Source organism: Corallococcus sp. CA041A (genome assembly GCF_003612075.1).
Classification (GTDB): domain Bacteria; phylum Myxococcota; class Myxococcia; order Myxococcales; family Myxococcaceae; genus Corallococcus; species Corallococcus exiguus.
This window is the reverse complement of sequence record NZ_RAWF01000048.1, coordinates 25,420-42,089: the sequence shown is the minus strand read 5'-3', so window position 1 is coordinate 42,089 and position 16,670 is coordinate 25,420. Positions and strand designations below refer to the sequence as shown.

Below are 16,670 nucleotides of genomic sequence, written 5' to 3'. Positions count from 1 at the left end.
GGGAGGGGACAGGTCATGAGGTGGGATGAGATGGGCGAGTCGCCCGGATGGGACAGGTCGGTGGCGCGGGACGCGAGCGTGGACGGTGGGACGGCTCGCGGTGGGCGGGGCTCCGTCCTCGCGGTGGTGGCGGAGAAGCCCTCCGTGGCGCGCGACATCGCCCGGGTGCTCGGCGCCACCGAGCGCGGCGAGGGCTTCCTGCGCGGCAACGGCTACGTCGTGACGTGGGCCATTGGCCACCTGGTGGGCCTGGCCCAGCCCCATGAGATTCGCCCCGAGTGGAAGAAGTGGCACCGCTCGCAGCTGCCCATGCTGCCGGGGGACTGGCCGCTGGTGGTGTCGTCCTCCACGAAGGACCAGTTCGAGGTCGTCCGCCGCGTGATGAACGCGCCGGAGGTGTCCGCCGTGGTGTGCGCCACGGACGCCGGGCGCGAGGGCGAGCTCATCTTCCGCTACATCTACGACGCCGCCGCGTGCCGCAAGCCGGTGCGGCGGCTGTGGGTGTCGTCGCTCACCGAGCGCGCCATCCTCGACGGCTTCCAGCACCTCAAGGACGGCAAGGCCTACGCGCCGCTGGCCGCCGCCGCCATGGGGCGCAGCCGCGCGGACTGGCTCGTGGGCATGAATCTGTCGCGCCTCTACACGCTGGCGAGCGGGACCTACGGCAACATGCTGTCCGTGGGCCGCGTGCAGACGCCCACGCTGGCCATGGTGGTGGAGCGCGAGCTGGCCATCCGCGACTTCGTGCCCCGTGACTACCTGGAGGTCGTGGCCACCTTCTCGCCTCGCGGCAAGGGCTCGCCCGTGGGGGCCCGCTACCAGGGCACGTGGTTCCGCTCGGGGCCGGACGGCAAGCCGGTGATTCCGCCCGGCTACGACTCCGTGCGAGAGGCGCGCCGGTTGGACGCGGACGGCGTGGAGGCGGGCCGGGTCATCGACCGCGTGCGCAGCGGCAACGCGGTGGTGGAGTCGCTGGACGCGGAGACGAAGCGGATGCCTCCGCCGCTGCTCTACGACCTCACGGAGCTGCAGCGCCACGCGAACCGGCTCTACGGCTTCAGCGCGCAGCGCACGTTGGAGGTCGCGCAGGCGCTCTATGAGAAGCACAAGCTCCTGAGCTACCCGCGCACCGGGAGCCGGCACCTGTCGGAGACGGTGGCGGACACGCTGCCAGAGGTGGTGCGTGCCATCGCCTCGCCCTACCAGGAGGACCTGGCGCCGGGCACGGGCGAGCGCCCGCTGGGCAAGCGCTACGTGGATGACTCGAAGGTGACGGACCACCACGCCATCATCCCCACGCCCATGCCGGCGTCCGGCGTGCGGCTGTCTCCGGACGAGCAGCGCCTCTATGACCTGGTGTGCCGGCGGCTGCTCCAGGCGTGGCACGAGGACCACGTCTGGAAGGTGACCACGGTCATCACCGCGGTGACGTCGAAGGGGGACGCGGGGCCGGCGGTGGACCGCTTCCACAGCGCGGGCACGCAGGTGGAGAAGGTGGGCTGGAAGGTCCTGGACGTGGGGGGCGGGCAGAAGGCGCCGCGCCTCAAGCCGGAGGGCAAGAAGGGCGCGGACAAGGACAAGGAAGAGGAGCCGGACGACGAGCCGCAGGACCTGCCTTCGGGGCTCGCGCGCGGACAGGCGCAGACGGTGGAGGACGTGGAGGCGGTGAAGAAGCGCACGCGTCCGCCGCCGCGCTTCACGGAGGCGACGCTCCTGACGGCGATGGAGTCCGCGGGGCGCACGCTGGATGAGAAGGAGCTGGTGGACGCGATGCGCGACACGGGGCTGGGCACGCCCGCCACGCGCGCCGCGACCATCGAGCTGCTGCTCGAGCGCGAGTACCTGACCCGCGAGGGCAAGCGCCTGGTGGCCACGGAGAAGGGCATCCAGCTCATCGGGGTGGTGCACCCGGACGTGAAGTCCCCCGTGATGACGGGGCAGTGGGAAGCGTGGCTCCAGCGCATCGAGCGCGGGCAGGGCGCGCTGGATTCGTTCATGAGCGGCATCGAGGCGTATGTGCGGGAGGTCGTGGGCCAGGCGCCCACTTCGCTGCCGCCCACGCCGGTGGCTGGTCCGGGGTCTCGGAACGAAGCCTCGGCCGCGAGCGGGCGCTTTGAATCCACCCGTCCCCATCCCGCGCAGGCCCCTGCCGAGGAGCTCTTCCGCACCCGTGAGGCCGTGACCGCCACCGTCCGGACCGCGGCCCGCGCCAACACCGCGCGCAATGAGGTCGGTGCTGCGGATGCACGTCATGCAGCGGGCACCTCCGCCAGTGGTGGCTACGGCGGCGCGACCCACCTCGGTGACGCACGTCACGCGGGGGCATCCACCCACGGTGCCTCGCAGTTCGCGGCGGGCGCTCCGGCTCACGGTTTCCACGGCGGATCCGACGTCCACGCGGGAGCCACCGGGAGCACCCCTCCGGCCGCGTTTCCGCGCATGCAGGAGCGCCCTCCCACGATTCCCTCCGCGGAGGTGCGCACCGCCTTCGTGCAGGCCTCCTCCGAGGGCTTCGGCCGGGCCAAGCGCCAGCCTCAAACCGTGAACATGGGCAGCACCCGGCCGGAGCGCGTGCACCGCGCTCCCACGCCTCCGGACAAGCTGCGTGGACTCCTCAAGGAGGCCTTCGGCTTCAACGACTTCCGCCCGTACCAGGAAGAGGTCTGCCGCGCGGCCACGTCCGGCGAGGACCTGCTGCTGGTGATGCCCACGGGCGCGGGCAAGTCGCTCTGCTACCAGCTGCCGGGCCTGGCTCGCGCGGGCACCACCCTGGTCGTCAGCCCGCTCATCGCGCTGATGGAGGACCAGGTGCTGCGGCTCCAGTCGCTGGGCTTCGCCGCGGACCGCATCCACTCCGGCCGCGACCGGGCCACCTCCCGGCAGGTCTGCGCCGAGTACCTCGAAGGTCGCCTGGACTTCCTCTTCATCGCCCCGGAGCGCCTGGGCGTCCCCGGCTTCGTGGAGCTGCTGGCCCGCCGCACGCCCTCGCTCATCGCCATCGACGAGGCGCACTGCATCTCGCAGTGGGGCCACGACTTCCGTCCGGACTACCGGCTGCTGGGCTCGCGCCTGCCGCTCCTGCGCCCCGCTCCCGTGGTGGCGCTCACCGCCACCGCCACTCCGGACGTGCAGAAGGACATCGTCCAACAGCTGGGCCTGCGCGGCTCACGCGGCGGCGCCGCGCACACCTTCATCCACGGCTTCCGCCGCACCAACATCGCCATCGAGGTGCGAGAGCTCAACCCGGGTGCCCGCGGCGACGCCATCCTGTCCCTGCTCAAGAATCCGGAGCACCGGCCCGCCATCGTCTACGCGTCCACGCGCAAGCACGCGGAGCAGTACGCGGACCTGCTCGCGCACGACTTCCACTCCGCGCCGTACCACGCGGGCCTCCAGCCGTCCGAGCGCGACCGCATCCAGGCCGCGTTCCTCAAGGGACACCTGGAGGTCATCGTCGCCACGACGGCGTTCGGCATGGGCATCGACAAGGCGGACGTGCGCACCGTCATCCACGCGGCGCTGCCGGCCAGCCTGGAGGGCTACTACCAGGAGCTGGGACGCGCGGGCCGTGACGGCAAGAACTCGCGCGCGGTGCTGCTCCACGCCTTCGTGGACCGGCGCACCCACGAGTTCTTCCACCGCCGCGACTACCCGGACTCCTCCGTCCTGGAACGCATCTACCAGGCCACCTCCAACGAGTTCGAGCCCAAGGCCTCCATCCAGGCCCGCGTGCGCGGCGACCCGGAAATCTTCGACAAGGCCCTGGAACAGCTGTGGATCCACGGCGGCGTGGAGATGACCCCGGACGAGGACGTGCGGCGCGGCCGTGCGGGCTGGGCCGTGGCGTACATCGCGCAGCGCGAGCGCAAGCAGCTCCACCTGGAACAGATGGGCCGGTACGCGGAGGCGCATGACTGCCGCATGCGCCACCTGGTCGCGCACTTCGGCGACGTGCAGGACTCCGGCGCCGCCTGCGGCCTGTGCGACGTCTGCGCCCCCGAGTCCTGCGAGGTGGTCCGCTTCGAGGAGCCCTCCGCCCTGGAGGCCCACGCGCTGGGCCGCATCCTGGAGGCCCTCCACGCCCGCGACGGCCAGGCCACCGGACGGCTCCACCGGGAGCTCTTCGGAGAACAGCTCCACCGCCGCGACTTCGAACGGCTCGTGGGCGGACTGGTGCGCTCGGGGCTGGTGCGCCTGGACTCGGATTCGTTCGACAAGGACGGCCAGGTCATCCTCTTCCAGCGGCTGTCCCTCACGGACACCGGCCGCCGCGCCCGCGTCATCGCCCCCGGACAGGTCGTGCTGCCCCAGGCGCGCGAGGTGCCCTCCAAGAAGCGCAAGGGCCGCACGGCCGCTGGCGGCACGAAGCGCACGCCCCGCAAGCGCGCCGCCTCCACCGCGGCGGCCTCGCCCCGGGCACGCGGCAAGGGCCGCCGGGGCGCCTCGGAGGCCTGGGCCCCGCGCGGCGCCTCCCATGACGCGGACTTCAGCCAGGAGTCCCTCCCCGCGGATGCCCCTCCGGCCCGCGGCTGGAAGGCGCGCTCGACGCCGGACGCATCACCGAGCCTGGGGCCCCGGGCCTCCTGGAACGCGTCCCGCAACGCGCCTCCGGACTTCGAAGTGCCCCCGGCGTCCCCCGCCCTGGTGGCGACCCTCAAGGAGTGGCGCCTCACCGAGGCCCGCAAGCGCAAGGTGCCCGCCTTCCGCATCCTCACCGACCGCGTGCTGGACGCCATCGCCAGCGCCCGGCCCTCCAGCGGTGCGGAGCTGATGTCCATCCACGGCGTGGGCCCCACCCTCGCGGAGCGCTACGGTCCGCAGATCCTCTCGCTCGTGTCCCGCCGACGCTGACGGCAGGCGCGGATCCGCGTGTCCGCCGGTGGACAGGGGCGCGTGGATCCGCCCCTCCAGGGCAGCGTCGTGCCCCGGGATGGGCTGCCGGGGGACAGCGTGGATCCGCCGCGGGGCGTGCCGTCCGCCGCGAACCGCCTGACAAGGGAAAGCCCTTTCCTGGGCCGCAGGCGCGGAGGGCTACCAGCCAGGCGTGAAGCTTGTTTCCCAAGCTTGTAGGCAAAAGTCCGGGTGCCACCTTCTCGTCCACACGCGCATTGGGAGCGGCGTGAGGGGTTCAAGGGGGCGCGCAATGGAGCTGGGTTTCGAGACGATTGGCAACGCCACACTCATCTGTCACGACAACGGGCCGGTGCTGGTGACGGACCCGTGGACGGACGGAGACGCGTACTTCGGCAGCTGGACGCTGTCCCACGAGATTCCCGAAGAGCAGCGCCAGTCCATCCTGGACTGCCCCTACGTGTGGCTGTCGCACGGCCACCCGGACCACCTGAGCATGGCCTCGCTGGAGAAGCTGCGCGAGCGCACGCTGCTCCTCCCCAACCACGTGGGCGGCCGCATCCGCGACGACCTGCGCGAGGCGGGCTTCAAGGTCCAGGTGCTTCAGGACCGTGAATGGACGCGCCTGTCCCCGCGCATCCGCGTGCTGTGCATCCCGGACGTGAACCAGGACGCGGTGCTGCTGGTGGAGGTGGGCGGCCGGCTCATCGTCAACCTCAACGACTCCGGTGACCGCGGCCAGGGCCGCTTCGTGCGCCGGGTCATCAAGGAGTACAGCGAGACGTACCTGCTGGCCCTGTCCGGCTACGGCGACGCGGACATGATGAACTTCTTCACCGAGGACGGGCGGCGCATCCTCCCGTACGCGGCGGCGAAGACGCCCGTGGGACAAACCATCGCGCGCATGGCGGAGACGTACGGCGCCCGCTACTTCGTCCCCTTCAGCTCCATGCACAAGTACCAGCGCTCCGACAGCGTCTGGTGCTCCGAGTACACCACCACGCTGCCGGACTACGCGCGGGGCTTCGCCTCCAACTCCTGCGAGATGCTCCCGGCCTTCCTGCGCCACGACTTCACCAACGACTCCTCCGTCTCCATCAACCCGAGGGAGCGCGCCATCAAGCCGGTGGACTCCAGGGAGTTCGGGGACGACTGGAGCGAGCGCCTGGAAGCGGACGAGGTGAAGCAGCTGGAGCAGTACTTCCGTGCCGTCGAGCACCTGGGCACGGTGATGGACTTCCTGCGCTTCCGCGTGGGCGGCCAGGAGCACGTCATCGAGTTCAACAAGCGCCGCTTCCACAAGGGCATCACCTTCGAGGCCCCCCGCAACTCGCTGATGACCGCCGTGAAGTACCAGGTGTTCGACGACCTGCTCATCGGCAACTTCATGAAGACCACCGTGCACGGCGGCTTCGGCAAGGGCAGCCTCTACCCGGACTTCAGCCCCTTCGTGGCCAAGTACGCGGACAACGGCAAGGCCCGCACGGAGGCCGAGCTGCGCAACTACTTCAACGAGTACCGGAGCCGAGACATGGTGGGCTACCTGCGCCACCAGCTGGATGCCCACTGCGTGCGCCCCCTCCAGATTCAGTCCGCGGAGCTCCTGCGCGCCCTGCTGCCCCCAGGCTCCAACACCTTCCGCATGGCCAAGGAGACCTACTGGAAGATGCGCCGCGCCATCCTCTAGGGATTCCCTGGAAACCCCCTGGCAGGCCTGACCGGAATCAGGACACCTTGCTGTCTCTTTCTCAGACAGTAAGAGGTTGCCCGGAAAATCATAGTCTTTCAGGGGACTTGGGTTTGTAAACGTCACGTGAAGTGACGGTTGACGTGGGGAGGGCTGGAGCGGGGGCGCTCCAGCTATCCCCGCGTTTCCTGTTTTTCTCCTGGGGAGCGCCGTTGGCCCGACAGTTGCTCAATGGCCCGGCGCGCGGCGGACCGCGCCTGGCGGGAAGGCCAGGTGGTGGCCGCGCATCCCTCGAAGCACACAGGAAGAGTTCCCATGCTCAAGTTCCGCTCTGTTGCGATGCTGGCCGGCGTCTCGCTGATGCTCGGTGCGTGCGGTGGTCCCGAGTCCGCGCAGGAGTCCGAGGTCAAGCCCACGTGGGAGGAGTTCAAGGCCCAGGCGTACCGTGAGCCGTGGGAGGGCGGAAAGTACATCGTCAACGGTGACGAGGCGCTGGAGTCCGAGGAGGAGCTGCAGGCCTACTTCCACAACATCGTCGAGCAGCAGCTGGGCAAGTCGCAGGACGGCCTGGCCGTGTACTACATCGGCGGCGACATCAAGTGGAACGCCACCCAGAAGCTGAACCTCACCTACTGCATCAGCAACAACTTCGGCACGAACAAGTCGAAGATGGTGACGGCGATGGCGAACGCGACGGCGGCCTGGCAGGCCACGGCGAACGTGAAGTTCGTCTACCTGTCTCAGTACGACGCGTCCTGCACCGCGTCCCAGGCGGGCGTGCTGTTCGACATCCGTCCGGTGTCGGGCCAGTCCTACGTGGCGCGCGCGTTCTTCCCGAACTCCGCCCGCTCTGGCCGCAACGTGCTGGTGGACAGCAGCGCGTTCGGCAACCTGTCGCCCTGGACGCTGACGGGCATCCTGCGCCACGAGCTGGGCCACACGCTGGGCTTCCGCCACGAGCACACCCGCTCCACGGCGAGCGGCTGCTACGAGGACAGCCAGTGGCGCGCGCTGACCTCCACCTACGACCGCTCCTCCGTCATGCACTACCCGCAGTGCAACGGCACCCAGACGGGCGACCTCGTGCTGACGACCCTGGACAAGCAGGGCGCCCGCGCGCTGTACCCGTGATTCAAGCGTCACGCTTGTGAGGGGGCAGGGGCCGGTGGGAGCGTCTTCGCGACGCGCCCGTCGGCCTCGTGCCGTTTCGGGCGCTAGAAGCGGGCGGAGGCCTCATCGGCCTCGGTGGCGCGCTCGAAGAAGACGAGCGTCTTGCCGCCGCGCTCGCCAATCTCCAGGCACTCCAGCGCGCCCGACTCTCCGTCCAGCTCCGCGTAGAGGTGGTCCGGTTCGAGGATGCGGTGGGTGATGCGCCCGTCCTCGCGGCCCACGATGATCTGCACCGCGCCCGCGTCGCTTCCCTTCCGCTCCAGGGAGATGTCCACCAGGGGCAGGCGGTCGGCGAGGGGTTGGTCGCCGGTCTCCGCGTCGATGGACTCCACGCGCACCCACTGGGTGGCGTCCTGCCTGCTGATGCCGGCGAGGTAGCTCTCCCACTGCTCCCGGGGAATTTCCTGGTTGATGTGTGCCATGGGTCCGCCTCCGCGCGGCTGTCGTGTGCCTCAACCGTAAGGCGTCTGACTCGCGGGTGAAGGACGGGCCCGGCTGAACGACGCTCCGGGGACCCCGCGGACCGGGCCCCGGCGCGTTGGCTGCTCCCGCCTTCAGCCGCGCACGGCGTGCACGGCGTCGTCCTTCAACACCAGGCGCACGGTGGCGGCCTTGCCATGGCCGAAGTGCTCGTAGGCGGCCTGCTCCAGCACGGGGGCCAGGGTGGTGCGCAGACCGCGAGCGCCTGTTTCACGCTTGAGGGCGCGGGCGACAATCCACTCGCGCACGGCGGGGTCCACGGTGAGCTCCAGGCCCTCGTGGGCGAACTCGCGCTCCCAGGTGCGCAGCACATTGTTCTGGAGGATGTCCCCCAGCGTGGCCGCGTCCAGCGGGTTGAAGGACACCAGCCGGTTGAAGCGGCCAATCAGCTCCGGGATGAAGCCGTAGCGGGAGAACGCGGTGGTGTTCTCCAGGTGCTCTTCCGTGATGCGCGTGGCGATGGACTCCAGGTCCTTCTGGCCACCCTTGCCGGGCTCGCGGCCGAAGCCCACGCGCTCCACGTGGTTCATGGTCGCCGCCGTGCCCCGGAAGCCGCTGAAGGCACCGCAGGCGATGAAGGTGATGCAGCCCATGTCCAGGGATTCGGAGCGGATCCGGCTGGTGAAGCCGAAGTCCGGCGGGAAGGTGGCCTGCGCCGCGGAGAGCAGGTGCAGCAGGCTGCGCTGCACGCCAAAGCCGCTCACGTCCTTGGTGGTCTGCTGGCCGGAGAAGCGGCTGTCGGAGCGGCTGGTGGCGAGCTTGTCGAACTCGTCCATGCAGATGACGCCGCAGGCGGCCCACGACGCGTCGCGCTCCGCGGCTTCGTAGAGGCGGGACAGCAGGGTGCTGACGTCGTCACCCACGTAGCCCGTTTCGGAGAACTGGGTGGCGTCCGCGAGCACGGTGGGCACGCCCAGAATCTCCCGGAACATCAGCTCCACGAGGAACGTCTTGCCGGAGCCGGTGGGGCCCAGGAAGAGGGCGTTCTCGCGGGTGCCGGGCTCGGGCTCCAGTCCCTCCAGGTACAGCCGGCGGATGCGGCGCAGGTGGCGGTAGGCGAGCACGGAGGCGGCGCGGCGGGCCTCGGGCTGGCCCCGGTAACCCAGGTCGCCCAGGCGCGCGTCGATTTCCTGGGGCGACAGCACCTCCAGCGCGGCCACGCGCTCCTGGATGGGCGGGCCTTCGGGGAAGGCGGAGGGTTCGACGCCGGAACGGGGAGACATCGCGGTGGACTCCAGGAGTGGCGGGCTCGGCGGCGCCCATCATCCGGGACGTGCCCGGGCGCCACAAGCCATCCTCCCTGTGCGGAGGGCGTGCGCTCCTCCGTCCGCCGGTCCGCACTCGTGGGCCCGGAGAGGTCGGCCCGTGAACAGCGGTGGGCCTTGAGGGCGAGGGGTGCTCCCCGGGCCCGCGTTCGCGCATTAACAGGGACGCGACATGGCTCAATCGATTGAAGCACGGTCGCGGGCGCCCCGGCTGGGTGCGTGGGTGGAGGGTCCCTCGGTGCGCTGGCGCGTCTGGGCGCCCGGCCACAAGGGCGTGGACGTCGTCCTCTACGACGCGGAGGAGCGCGTCCTGCGCAAGGTGCCGCTCACCGCCGAGGCGGACGGCTGCTTCGGCGGCGCGCTGCCAGACCTGGCCGAGGGCGCGCGCTACAAGCTCAGCGTGGACGGCGGAGACCCCTTCCCCGACCCGTGGTCCCGCTCGCAGCCGAAGGGCGTGCACGGCCCGTCGGAGGTGGTGGGCTCCGACCACGGCTGGACGGACTCGCACTGGAAGGGACCGGATCCGCGGGCCCTGGTCATCTACGAAGTGCACGTGGGCACCGCCACGCCGGAGGGCACCTTCGAGGCGTTCATTCCGAAGCTCGCCCACCTGCGCGAGCTGGGCGTCAACACGCTGGAGCTGTTGCCGGTGGCCAGCTTCCCGGGGGCCCGCAACTGGGGCTACGACGGTGTGGACCTCTTCGCGCCGCAGGCCACGTACGGAGGGCCGAAGGGGCTGCGCAAGCTCATCGACGCGGCGCACGCGCACGGGCTCGCGGTGCTCATCGACGCCGTCTACAACCACTTCGGACCGGACGGGAACTACCTGCGCGCGTACTCGCCGCACTACTTCACCGGCAAGCACCACACGCCCTGGGGCGACGCGGTGAACTACGACAGCGAGGGCAGCCGCTTCGTGCGCTCGCTGGTGCTCTCCAACGTGGAGATGTGGATCCGCGACTACCACGCGGACGGCCTGCGCCTGGACGCCGCGCACGCCTTGGTGGATGAAGGCCAGCCGCACCTGCTCACCGAAATCACCGAGCGCGCCCACGCCTCCGCCTCCGGCCGCCGCGTGGTCGTCATCGCCGAGGACGAGCGCAACGAACGCAAGCTCGTCACGCCCGCGCCGGAGGGCGGCTACGGCCTGGATGGCGTCTGGGCGGATGACCTGCACCACCAGCTGCGGCGCGCCTTCGCGGGCGACCACGAGGGCTACTACCAGGACTACACGGGCAGCGCGGAGGACCTGGCCGCGACGCTGCGGCAGGGCTGGTTCTACACGGGCCAGAAGTCGAAGAACCTGGGCCACGCGCGCGGCACGGACCCGAAGGGGCTGGGGCCGTGGCACTTCGTCCACTGCATCCAGAACCATGATCAGGTGGGCAACCGGCCCTTCGGCAACCGCCTGTCGGAGGACGTGTCCCCGGCCGCCTACCGCGCCATGAGCACGCTGCTCCTGATGTCGCCCTTCACGCCGCTGCTCTTCATGGGCCAGGAGTGGAACGCGCGCACGCCGTTCCTCTACTTCACGGACCACAACGCGGAGCTGGGCAAGCTCGTCACGGAAGGGCGCCGCAAGGAGTTCGCCGGCTTCTCTCGCTTCAAGGGCGAGCAGGTGCCGGACCCGCAGGACCGCGACACCTTCACCCGCTCCACGCTGGACTGGGGCGAACTGGACGGGGCGGAGGCCGCGGGCGTGCACACGCTCTACAAGGAGCTCTTGCGCCTGCGCGCCACGGAGCCCGTGCTCACCAGCCGTCAGGGCACGCACGACGCCCGCGCGCTGGGACCGGACGCGTTCGTGCTGGAGCGGCGCGCGGAAGGGGACACGTTCCTCATCTTCGTGAACCTGCGGGGCTCGCTGGTGCACACGCTGCCCACGCACGCGAGCGCGGGCATCGTCGCGTGGAGTGAGAACCCGCGCTACGGCGGCACCGTGGAGGCGTCTCCGCTCACCGGCAACGTCGTGCGCCTGGAAGGCCCCTCCGCGGCGGTGGTGAGGCTGCGCGAGTAGCCCGCACGCAAAGACAGACACGGTTTCACGCGCGGCCCGTCTCCCGGAAGCAGGGGGGCGGGCCGCCGCTTCTTCCCTCCGTGAAACAGGCAACGACAAGGAATGCCCTCGGAGCCAGGCCGGTACTCGGCCGCCAGGAGGAAGCACCTTGTCTCAATCTCATCCATCACCGTGGAAGCGGCACCTCACCACCACGAGCGCGCTCCTGCTGCTCGGGTCCGCGGCACCGGCGCTCGCCGCGTCGGGCTTCACCGCCGTCACCGCCAGTGGGAATGACGGCAACCCGCCGTCCGCCACCGTCGACGGCAACCTCACCACGCGCTGGTCCAGCGACGGCGTGGGGCAGTGGCTCCGGGGCGACCTGGGCAGCGTGAAGTCGCTGTCCGCGGTGGACATCGCCTGGCACCGGGGCAACGAGCGGACCAACACGTTCGTCCTCGCCACGTCCACGGACGGCACCACCTGGTCCACGGCTGTGTCCACGAAGTCGTCCGGCACCACCGCGAACTTCGAGCGCTACAGCTTCACCGCGCGCAACGCCCGCTACGTGCGCGTCACCGTCAATGGCAACTCCGTCAACACCTGGGCCAGCATCGCGGAGTGGGCCGCCATCACCAGCGCCGCCACGCCCACGGCGGGCCAGGACCGCTTCGGCGTCACCATGCTCTACCCCTCGAAGTCCGGGGGCGAAGCGTGGACGCTGGCGGACAACGCGCTGGCGGACGCGCGCTTCGACCCGCAGGACACGATTACGCGCAACAGCGACGGCTCCTGGAAGATGAAGGACAAGCAGGTGCGGATGAGCGTCTTCACGTCCACGGGCTACGACGACCGGAGGATTCCCACCTACGACCGGGACGTGCTGGCGAGCCGCGGCTACATGCAGGCGCCGAACGACTGGAAGAACATCGAGATGACCGGCTTCGTGAAGGTCAACGCCGTGGCCGACGTGAAGGACAACTTCGCGTGGTACGCGCGCGGCGGGAAGCACAACGACAAGTACTCCGGCTGCGAGGGCAGCAGCTACAAGGCGGGCCTGCACTACGACGGCCGCGCCCGCTGGGAGAAGGAGACCTGGCACGTCTCCTACGAGCAGACGCCCTACGTCACCGCCACCTCGGCGCTCAAGGGCCGCTGGGTGGGCTTCAAGGCCGTCATGCGCAACGTCACCGTCAGCGGCCAGACGGCGGTGAAGCTGGAGCTGTACGTCAACGAGAACGCGGACAAGGTGACGTGGAAGAAGGCCTACGACACCACGGACGCCGGCAGGTGGGGCGGCGACGCCCAGCACTGCGGCGGCGCCGTGCCCGCCGCGCCCATTACCTGGGGTGGCCCCATCGCGGTGTTCCGCTGGGACAACGCCACGGACGTGGACTTCAAGTGGCTGAGCGTCCGCGAAATCCAGCCCTGAACCCTGCGTGAAGTTGGACCCGCACGCGGCCTGACGCAGGACGGCAGGCCGCGTGTCGGGCGGGCGGGGAGGTTCAGAACGGGGGCCTCCGCCACTCGGGAGGCGGGGCTTTCCATCGACAGGGGGCGCCGGGGTGGGCAGCATGGCGCCGCCATGAACGTCGACCAAGCCCTCGCCTCGTCCGAGCGCATCTGGGAGCAGGAAATCGTCCCGGCGCTGGAGCGCTACATCCGCATTCCCAACAAGTCGCCTGCCTTCGACCCGGACTGGGTGAAGTCCGGCCACATGGAGCAGGCCGTCCAGCTCATCGCGGACTGGTGCCGCGCGCAGGCCACGCACCTGCCGGGCCTGACGGTGGAGGTGGTGCGGCTGAAGACGGCGGACGGCAAGGACCGCACGCCGGTCATCTACATGGAGGTGCCGGGCACGCGCGGTGACGACACCGTGCTGCTGTACGGACACCTGGACAAGCAGCCGGAGATGACCGGCTGGCGTGAAGGCCTGACGCCGTGGACCCCCGTGCGCGAGGGCGACAAGCTCTACGGGCGCGGCGGCGCGGATGACGGCTACTCCGCGTTCGCGTCGCTGTCCGCGCTGCGGCTGCTCAAGGAGCAGGGCGTGCCGCACGCGCGCTGCGCCATCGTCATCGAGGCGTGCGAGGAGAGCGGCAGCTACGACCTGCCCGCGTACATCGAGGCGCTGGCGCCGCGCATCGGCAAGCCGTCGCTGGTGGTGTGCCTGGACTCGGGCTGCGCGAACTATGAGCAGCTGTGGATGACCACCAGCCTGCGCGGCATGATCGCCGGCAACCTGCGCGTGGACATCCTCACGGAGGGCGTGCACTCCGGTGACGCGACGGGCGTGGTGGCGTCTTCCATGCGCATCATGCGGATGCTGCTGTCGCGCGTGGAGGACGAGGCCACGGGCCACATCAAGGTGCAGGCCCTGCACACGGAGATTCCGGAGGGCCGGCGCCAGCAGGCGAAGGCCGCGGCCCAGACGATGGGCGACGAGCTGTTCTCGAAGTTCCCCTGGGTGGAGGGCGCGAACCCGGTGACGACGGACGGCGAGGAGCTGGTGCTCAACCGCACCTGGCGTCCGGCGCTGGCGCTGACGGGCGTGGAGGGCGTGCCGGGCCTGGCGAGCGCGGGCAACGTGCTGCGCCCCTTCACGACGTGGAAGCTGTCCATGCGCATCCCGCCGCGCGTGGACCCGAAGGCGGCCGCGAAGGCGCTGAAGGAGACGCTGGAGAAGGATCCGCCGTACGGCGCGAAGGTGTCGTTCGACGGGGACAAGGCGTCGGTGGGCTGGGACGCGCCGCCGCTGGCCAGCTGGCTGTCGAACGCGGTGGAGAACGCGTCCAAGGCGTGCTTCGGCAAGCCCGCGATGGCGATGGGCGAGGGTGGCACCATCCCGTTCATGGGCATGCTGGGCGAGCGCTTCCCGGAGGCGCAGTTCCTCATCACGGGCTTGCTGGGGCCGGGCAGCAACGCGCACGGGCCCAATGAGTTCCTGCACATCCCCACGGGCAAGAAGCTGACCGCCGCGGTGGCGAGCGTCGTCGCGGACCACTTCAAGCGGTAGTGCCTCACCGGAAGGACGGGGCCGCATGCGCCCCGTCCTTCTCCCAGCCTGGCCTTCCGGAGCGCCCCATGCCGAGCAAGCCCCGCCGCACCGGCCACGTCCGTTCGCAGCCCCTCATCGCGGTGCGCGACGTGGAGGCGAGCAGCCGGTGGTACCAGGAGGTGCTCGGCTGTGAGAGCGGGCACGGCGGGCCCGAGTACGAGATGCTGCTGAACAACGGCGAGCTCGTGCTCCAGCTCCACGCGTGGGACCTGGATGAGCACGCGAGCCTGATGGGGCCTGACTCGGCGCCGCGAGGCCACGGCGTGCTGCTGTGGTTCGAGACCACGGACTTCGACGCGTGCGTGGACGCGGCGCGGGCGCTGAAGGTGGAGTGGGTGGAAGAGCCGCACGTGAACCCGAACTCGCGCCGCTGGGAGTTCTGGACGAAGGACCCGGACGGCTACGTCGTCGTCGTGGCCGCGGAGTCGCGAGCGAAGCGCTCCTGACGCGCCTCACCCGGGCAGTGCATGTCCGCCGGACCGGCGGCACGAAGAAGCGCCTCAGCGCCCCGTCTTGATGCCCAGCGACGACGTGGACGGCGGCTTCTTCGGCGGGGTCGACGGCCGTGCCGCCCGCTTCTGGAGCGCCACCGCCACCCCGGGCGCGTCCGCCGCGGACATGTGCCGCGTCACCGGCTCGTAGCCGTTGAGCGCGAGCGTCACCGCCACCGACGGCTCCCCGGGCACCAGCGGCAGCGCCACCGGCGTGATGCCGCGCTCCTCGCCCGCGATCTGCACCGTGGCGCCGGGCGGCTCGCTCGTCACCATCAGGCGCACCGGCTGGGGCGCGGTGTTCTCCGGCGGCGTGGTGCGCGTGGGCGTCTCCGGCGTGCGGCCCTGCACCTCATCCGGGGGCCGCGTGGCAACGACCGGGGGCGGCGTCACCGTCTCGGAGTTGCCGCGCACCAGCACCACCGCCGCGCCGCCCACCACCAGCGCCACACCGCCCACCACGAGGGGCAGCCAGGCGCGCCGCTTCGGAGCCTCCGGCGGCATCAGGGCCGCGGTGTTCCGCGTCTTCTCCGGCTCCACGCGCGTGGGCGGACGGGACGGCGGCCCCACCAGCTTCGACGCGCGCGACGCGGCCTGTCCTCGCGCACCCGACGTGGGCATCCCGTCCCGCGACGAGTTGGACTGCGCGTCCAGGTCCACGTCCTCGGCCAGCTGATCCAACTTCGCCGGGTCCGCTTCCGTGGTGATGCGGTCCGCGTACAGCTCCCGCAGGTACGCGGCCAGGTGCGCGCTGCTGGACGGCAGCCGCAGGTTGAGCGTCCAGTCCTCCAACGCCAGGCGGAACGCGGCGCAGTCCGCGTAGCGGCCCTCCGGCGTGGGCGCCAGGGCCTTGAGGACGATCTCATCCAGGCCCGGCGGCAGCTTGGGGTTGAGCTGCGACGGCGGAGGCACCTGGCAGTCGCGCACCAGCCGCAGCGTCATCAGGTCCGTGTCGCCCTTGAACAGGCGCTTGCCGGTGAGCAGCTCCCACATCACGACACCGAGCGCGAACTGGTCGCTCCGGCCGTCCACCGCCATCCCGTTGGCCTGCTCCGGCGACATGTACGGGTACTTGCCCTTGAGCACGCCCGTCGCCGTCTGCTGACCGCTGGTGGCCGCCTTCGCCACGCCGAAGTCGATGACCTTCACGCCGCCGTCGAACCCGACGAGCACGTTCTGCGGAGACACGTCGCGGTGCACCAGCATCAGCGGCTGGCCGTGCCCGTCCCGCGCACCGTGCGCGTAGGACAGCCCCGCCGCCGCGTCCGCGATGATGCGCACCACCAGGCCCACCGGCAGCGGGCGCTCCTGCTTGCGCGCGAAGCGATCCAACCGGCGCACGTCCTCGCCCTGCACGTACTCCATGGCCAGGCAGTGCCGGCCCTCAATCTCCGAGAGGTCGAGGATGGTGATGAGGTTCGGGTGTGACAGGCGCGCCACCAGCCGCGCCTCGTCCAGGAACATCTCCAGGAACTCTTCGTCCTCGGCGAGGTGGGGAAGGATGAGCTTGAGGACGACCAGTCGCTCGAACCCTGTCCCGTGCTCCCGGGCGAGGAACACCTGTCCCATTCCGCCCGACGCGATTTTTCGAAGCAGCTCGTATTTCCCGAAACCGACCGCCATGGGTGTCCGGGAGGATACCGCGTTTTCTCACCGGGCGGGAAACAGCCGA

At 70.6% G+C, this 16,670-nt stretch carries 10 protein-coding genes; 7 read left to right on the top strand and 3 right to left on the bottom strand.

All coding sequences use genetic code 11. The annotated features are described in order from the left end of the window. Nucleotides 1-15 precede the first annotated feature (15 nt). The 3 genes from D7V77_RS11260 to D7V77_RS11250 all read left to right on the top strand — a co-directional run bounded on the left by D7V77_RS11260 (nucleotide 16) and on the right by D7V77_RS11250 (nucleotide 7,669). Nucleotides 16-4,851 carry a DNA topoisomerase 3 gene (locus tag D7V77_RS11260; protein WP_199733765.1) on the top strand — a complete coding sequence of 1,612 codons (4,836 nt, stop codon included), beginning with the start codon at nucleotides 16-18 and terminating at the stop codon, nucleotides 4,849-4,851. 292 nt (nucleotides 4,852-5,143) lie between these two features. Then, the gene (locus D7V77_RS11255) at nucleotides 5,144-6,538 is read left to right on the top strand and encodes an MBL fold metallo-hydrolase (RefSeq protein WP_120576271.1); all 1,395 of its coding nucleotides are present in this window, start codon (nucleotides 5,144-5,146) and stop codon (nucleotides 6,536-6,538) included. Nucleotides 6,539-6,853: 315 nt separating this feature from the next. Beyond that, nucleotides 6,854-7,669 (top strand): matrixin family metalloprotease, encoded by an 816-nt coding sequence (locus D7V77_RS11250; RefSeq protein WP_120576270.1) that lies wholly within the window; start codon nucleotides 6,854-6,856, stop codon nucleotides 7,667-7,669. Nucleotides 7,670-7,752: 83 nt separating this feature from the next. On the opposite strand, the gene D7V77_RS11245 is transcribed toward D7V77_RS11250, so the two are convergent. After that, nucleotides 7,753-8,130: a DUF5335 family protein gene (locus tag D7V77_RS11245; RefSeq protein WP_120576269.1), complete on the bottom strand. Its 378-nt coding sequence runs from the start codon at nucleotides 8,128-8,130 to the stop codon at nucleotides 7,753-7,755. A 132-nt stretch (nucleotides 8,131-8,262) separates the two neighbouring features. Then, nucleotides 8,263-9,411: an AAA family ATPase gene (locus D7V77_RS11240; protein ID WP_120576268.1), complete on the bottom strand. Its 1,149-nt coding sequence runs from the start codon at nucleotides 9,409-9,411 to the stop codon at nucleotides 8,263-8,265. Nucleotides 9,412-9,625: 214 nt separating this feature from the next. Here D7V77_RS11240 and treZ point away from each other — a divergent pair, with 214 nt between their 5' ends. The 4 genes from treZ (at nucleotide 9,626) to D7V77_RS11220 (ending at nucleotide 14,953) form a co-directional block, all read left to right on the top strand. Beyond that, on the top strand, nucleotides 9,626-11,470 hold the full coding sequence (gene treZ / locus D7V77_RS11235) for a malto-oligosyltrehalose trehalohydrolase (RefSeq protein ID WP_120576267.1): 1,845 nt from the start codon (nucleotides 9,626-9,628) through the stop codon (nucleotides 11,468-11,470). A 148-nt stretch (nucleotides 11,471-11,618) separates the two neighbouring features. Further along, nucleotides 11,619-12,881 (top strand): discoidin domain-containing protein, encoded by a 1,263-nt coding sequence (locus D7V77_RS45670; RefSeq protein ID WP_120576266.1) that lies wholly within the window; start codon nucleotides 11,619-11,621, stop codon nucleotides 12,879-12,881. A gap of 153 nt (nucleotides 12,882-13,034) precedes the next feature. Then, complete coding sequence (locus D7V77_RS11225; protein ID WP_120576265.1) at nucleotides 13,035-14,465, top strand: M20 family metallopeptidase; 1,431 nt, start codon at nucleotides 13,035-13,037, stop codon at nucleotides 14,463-14,465. A 68-nt stretch (nucleotides 14,466-14,533) separates the two neighbouring features. After that, on the top strand, nucleotides 14,534-14,953 hold the full coding sequence (locus tag D7V77_RS11220) for a VOC family protein (RefSeq protein ID WP_120576264.1): 420 nt from the start codon (nucleotides 14,534-14,536) through the stop codon (nucleotides 14,951-14,953). A 54-nt stretch (nucleotides 14,954-15,007) separates the two neighbouring features. On the opposite strand, the gene D7V77_RS11215 is transcribed toward D7V77_RS11220, so the two are convergent. Next, nucleotides 15,008-16,621, bottom strand: coding sequence for a serine/threonine-protein kinase (locus D7V77_RS11215; RefSeq protein WP_120576263.1), 1,614 nt, complete (start codon nucleotides 16,619-16,621; stop codon nucleotides 15,008-15,010). Nucleotides 16,622-16,670: the final 49 nt, after the last annotated feature.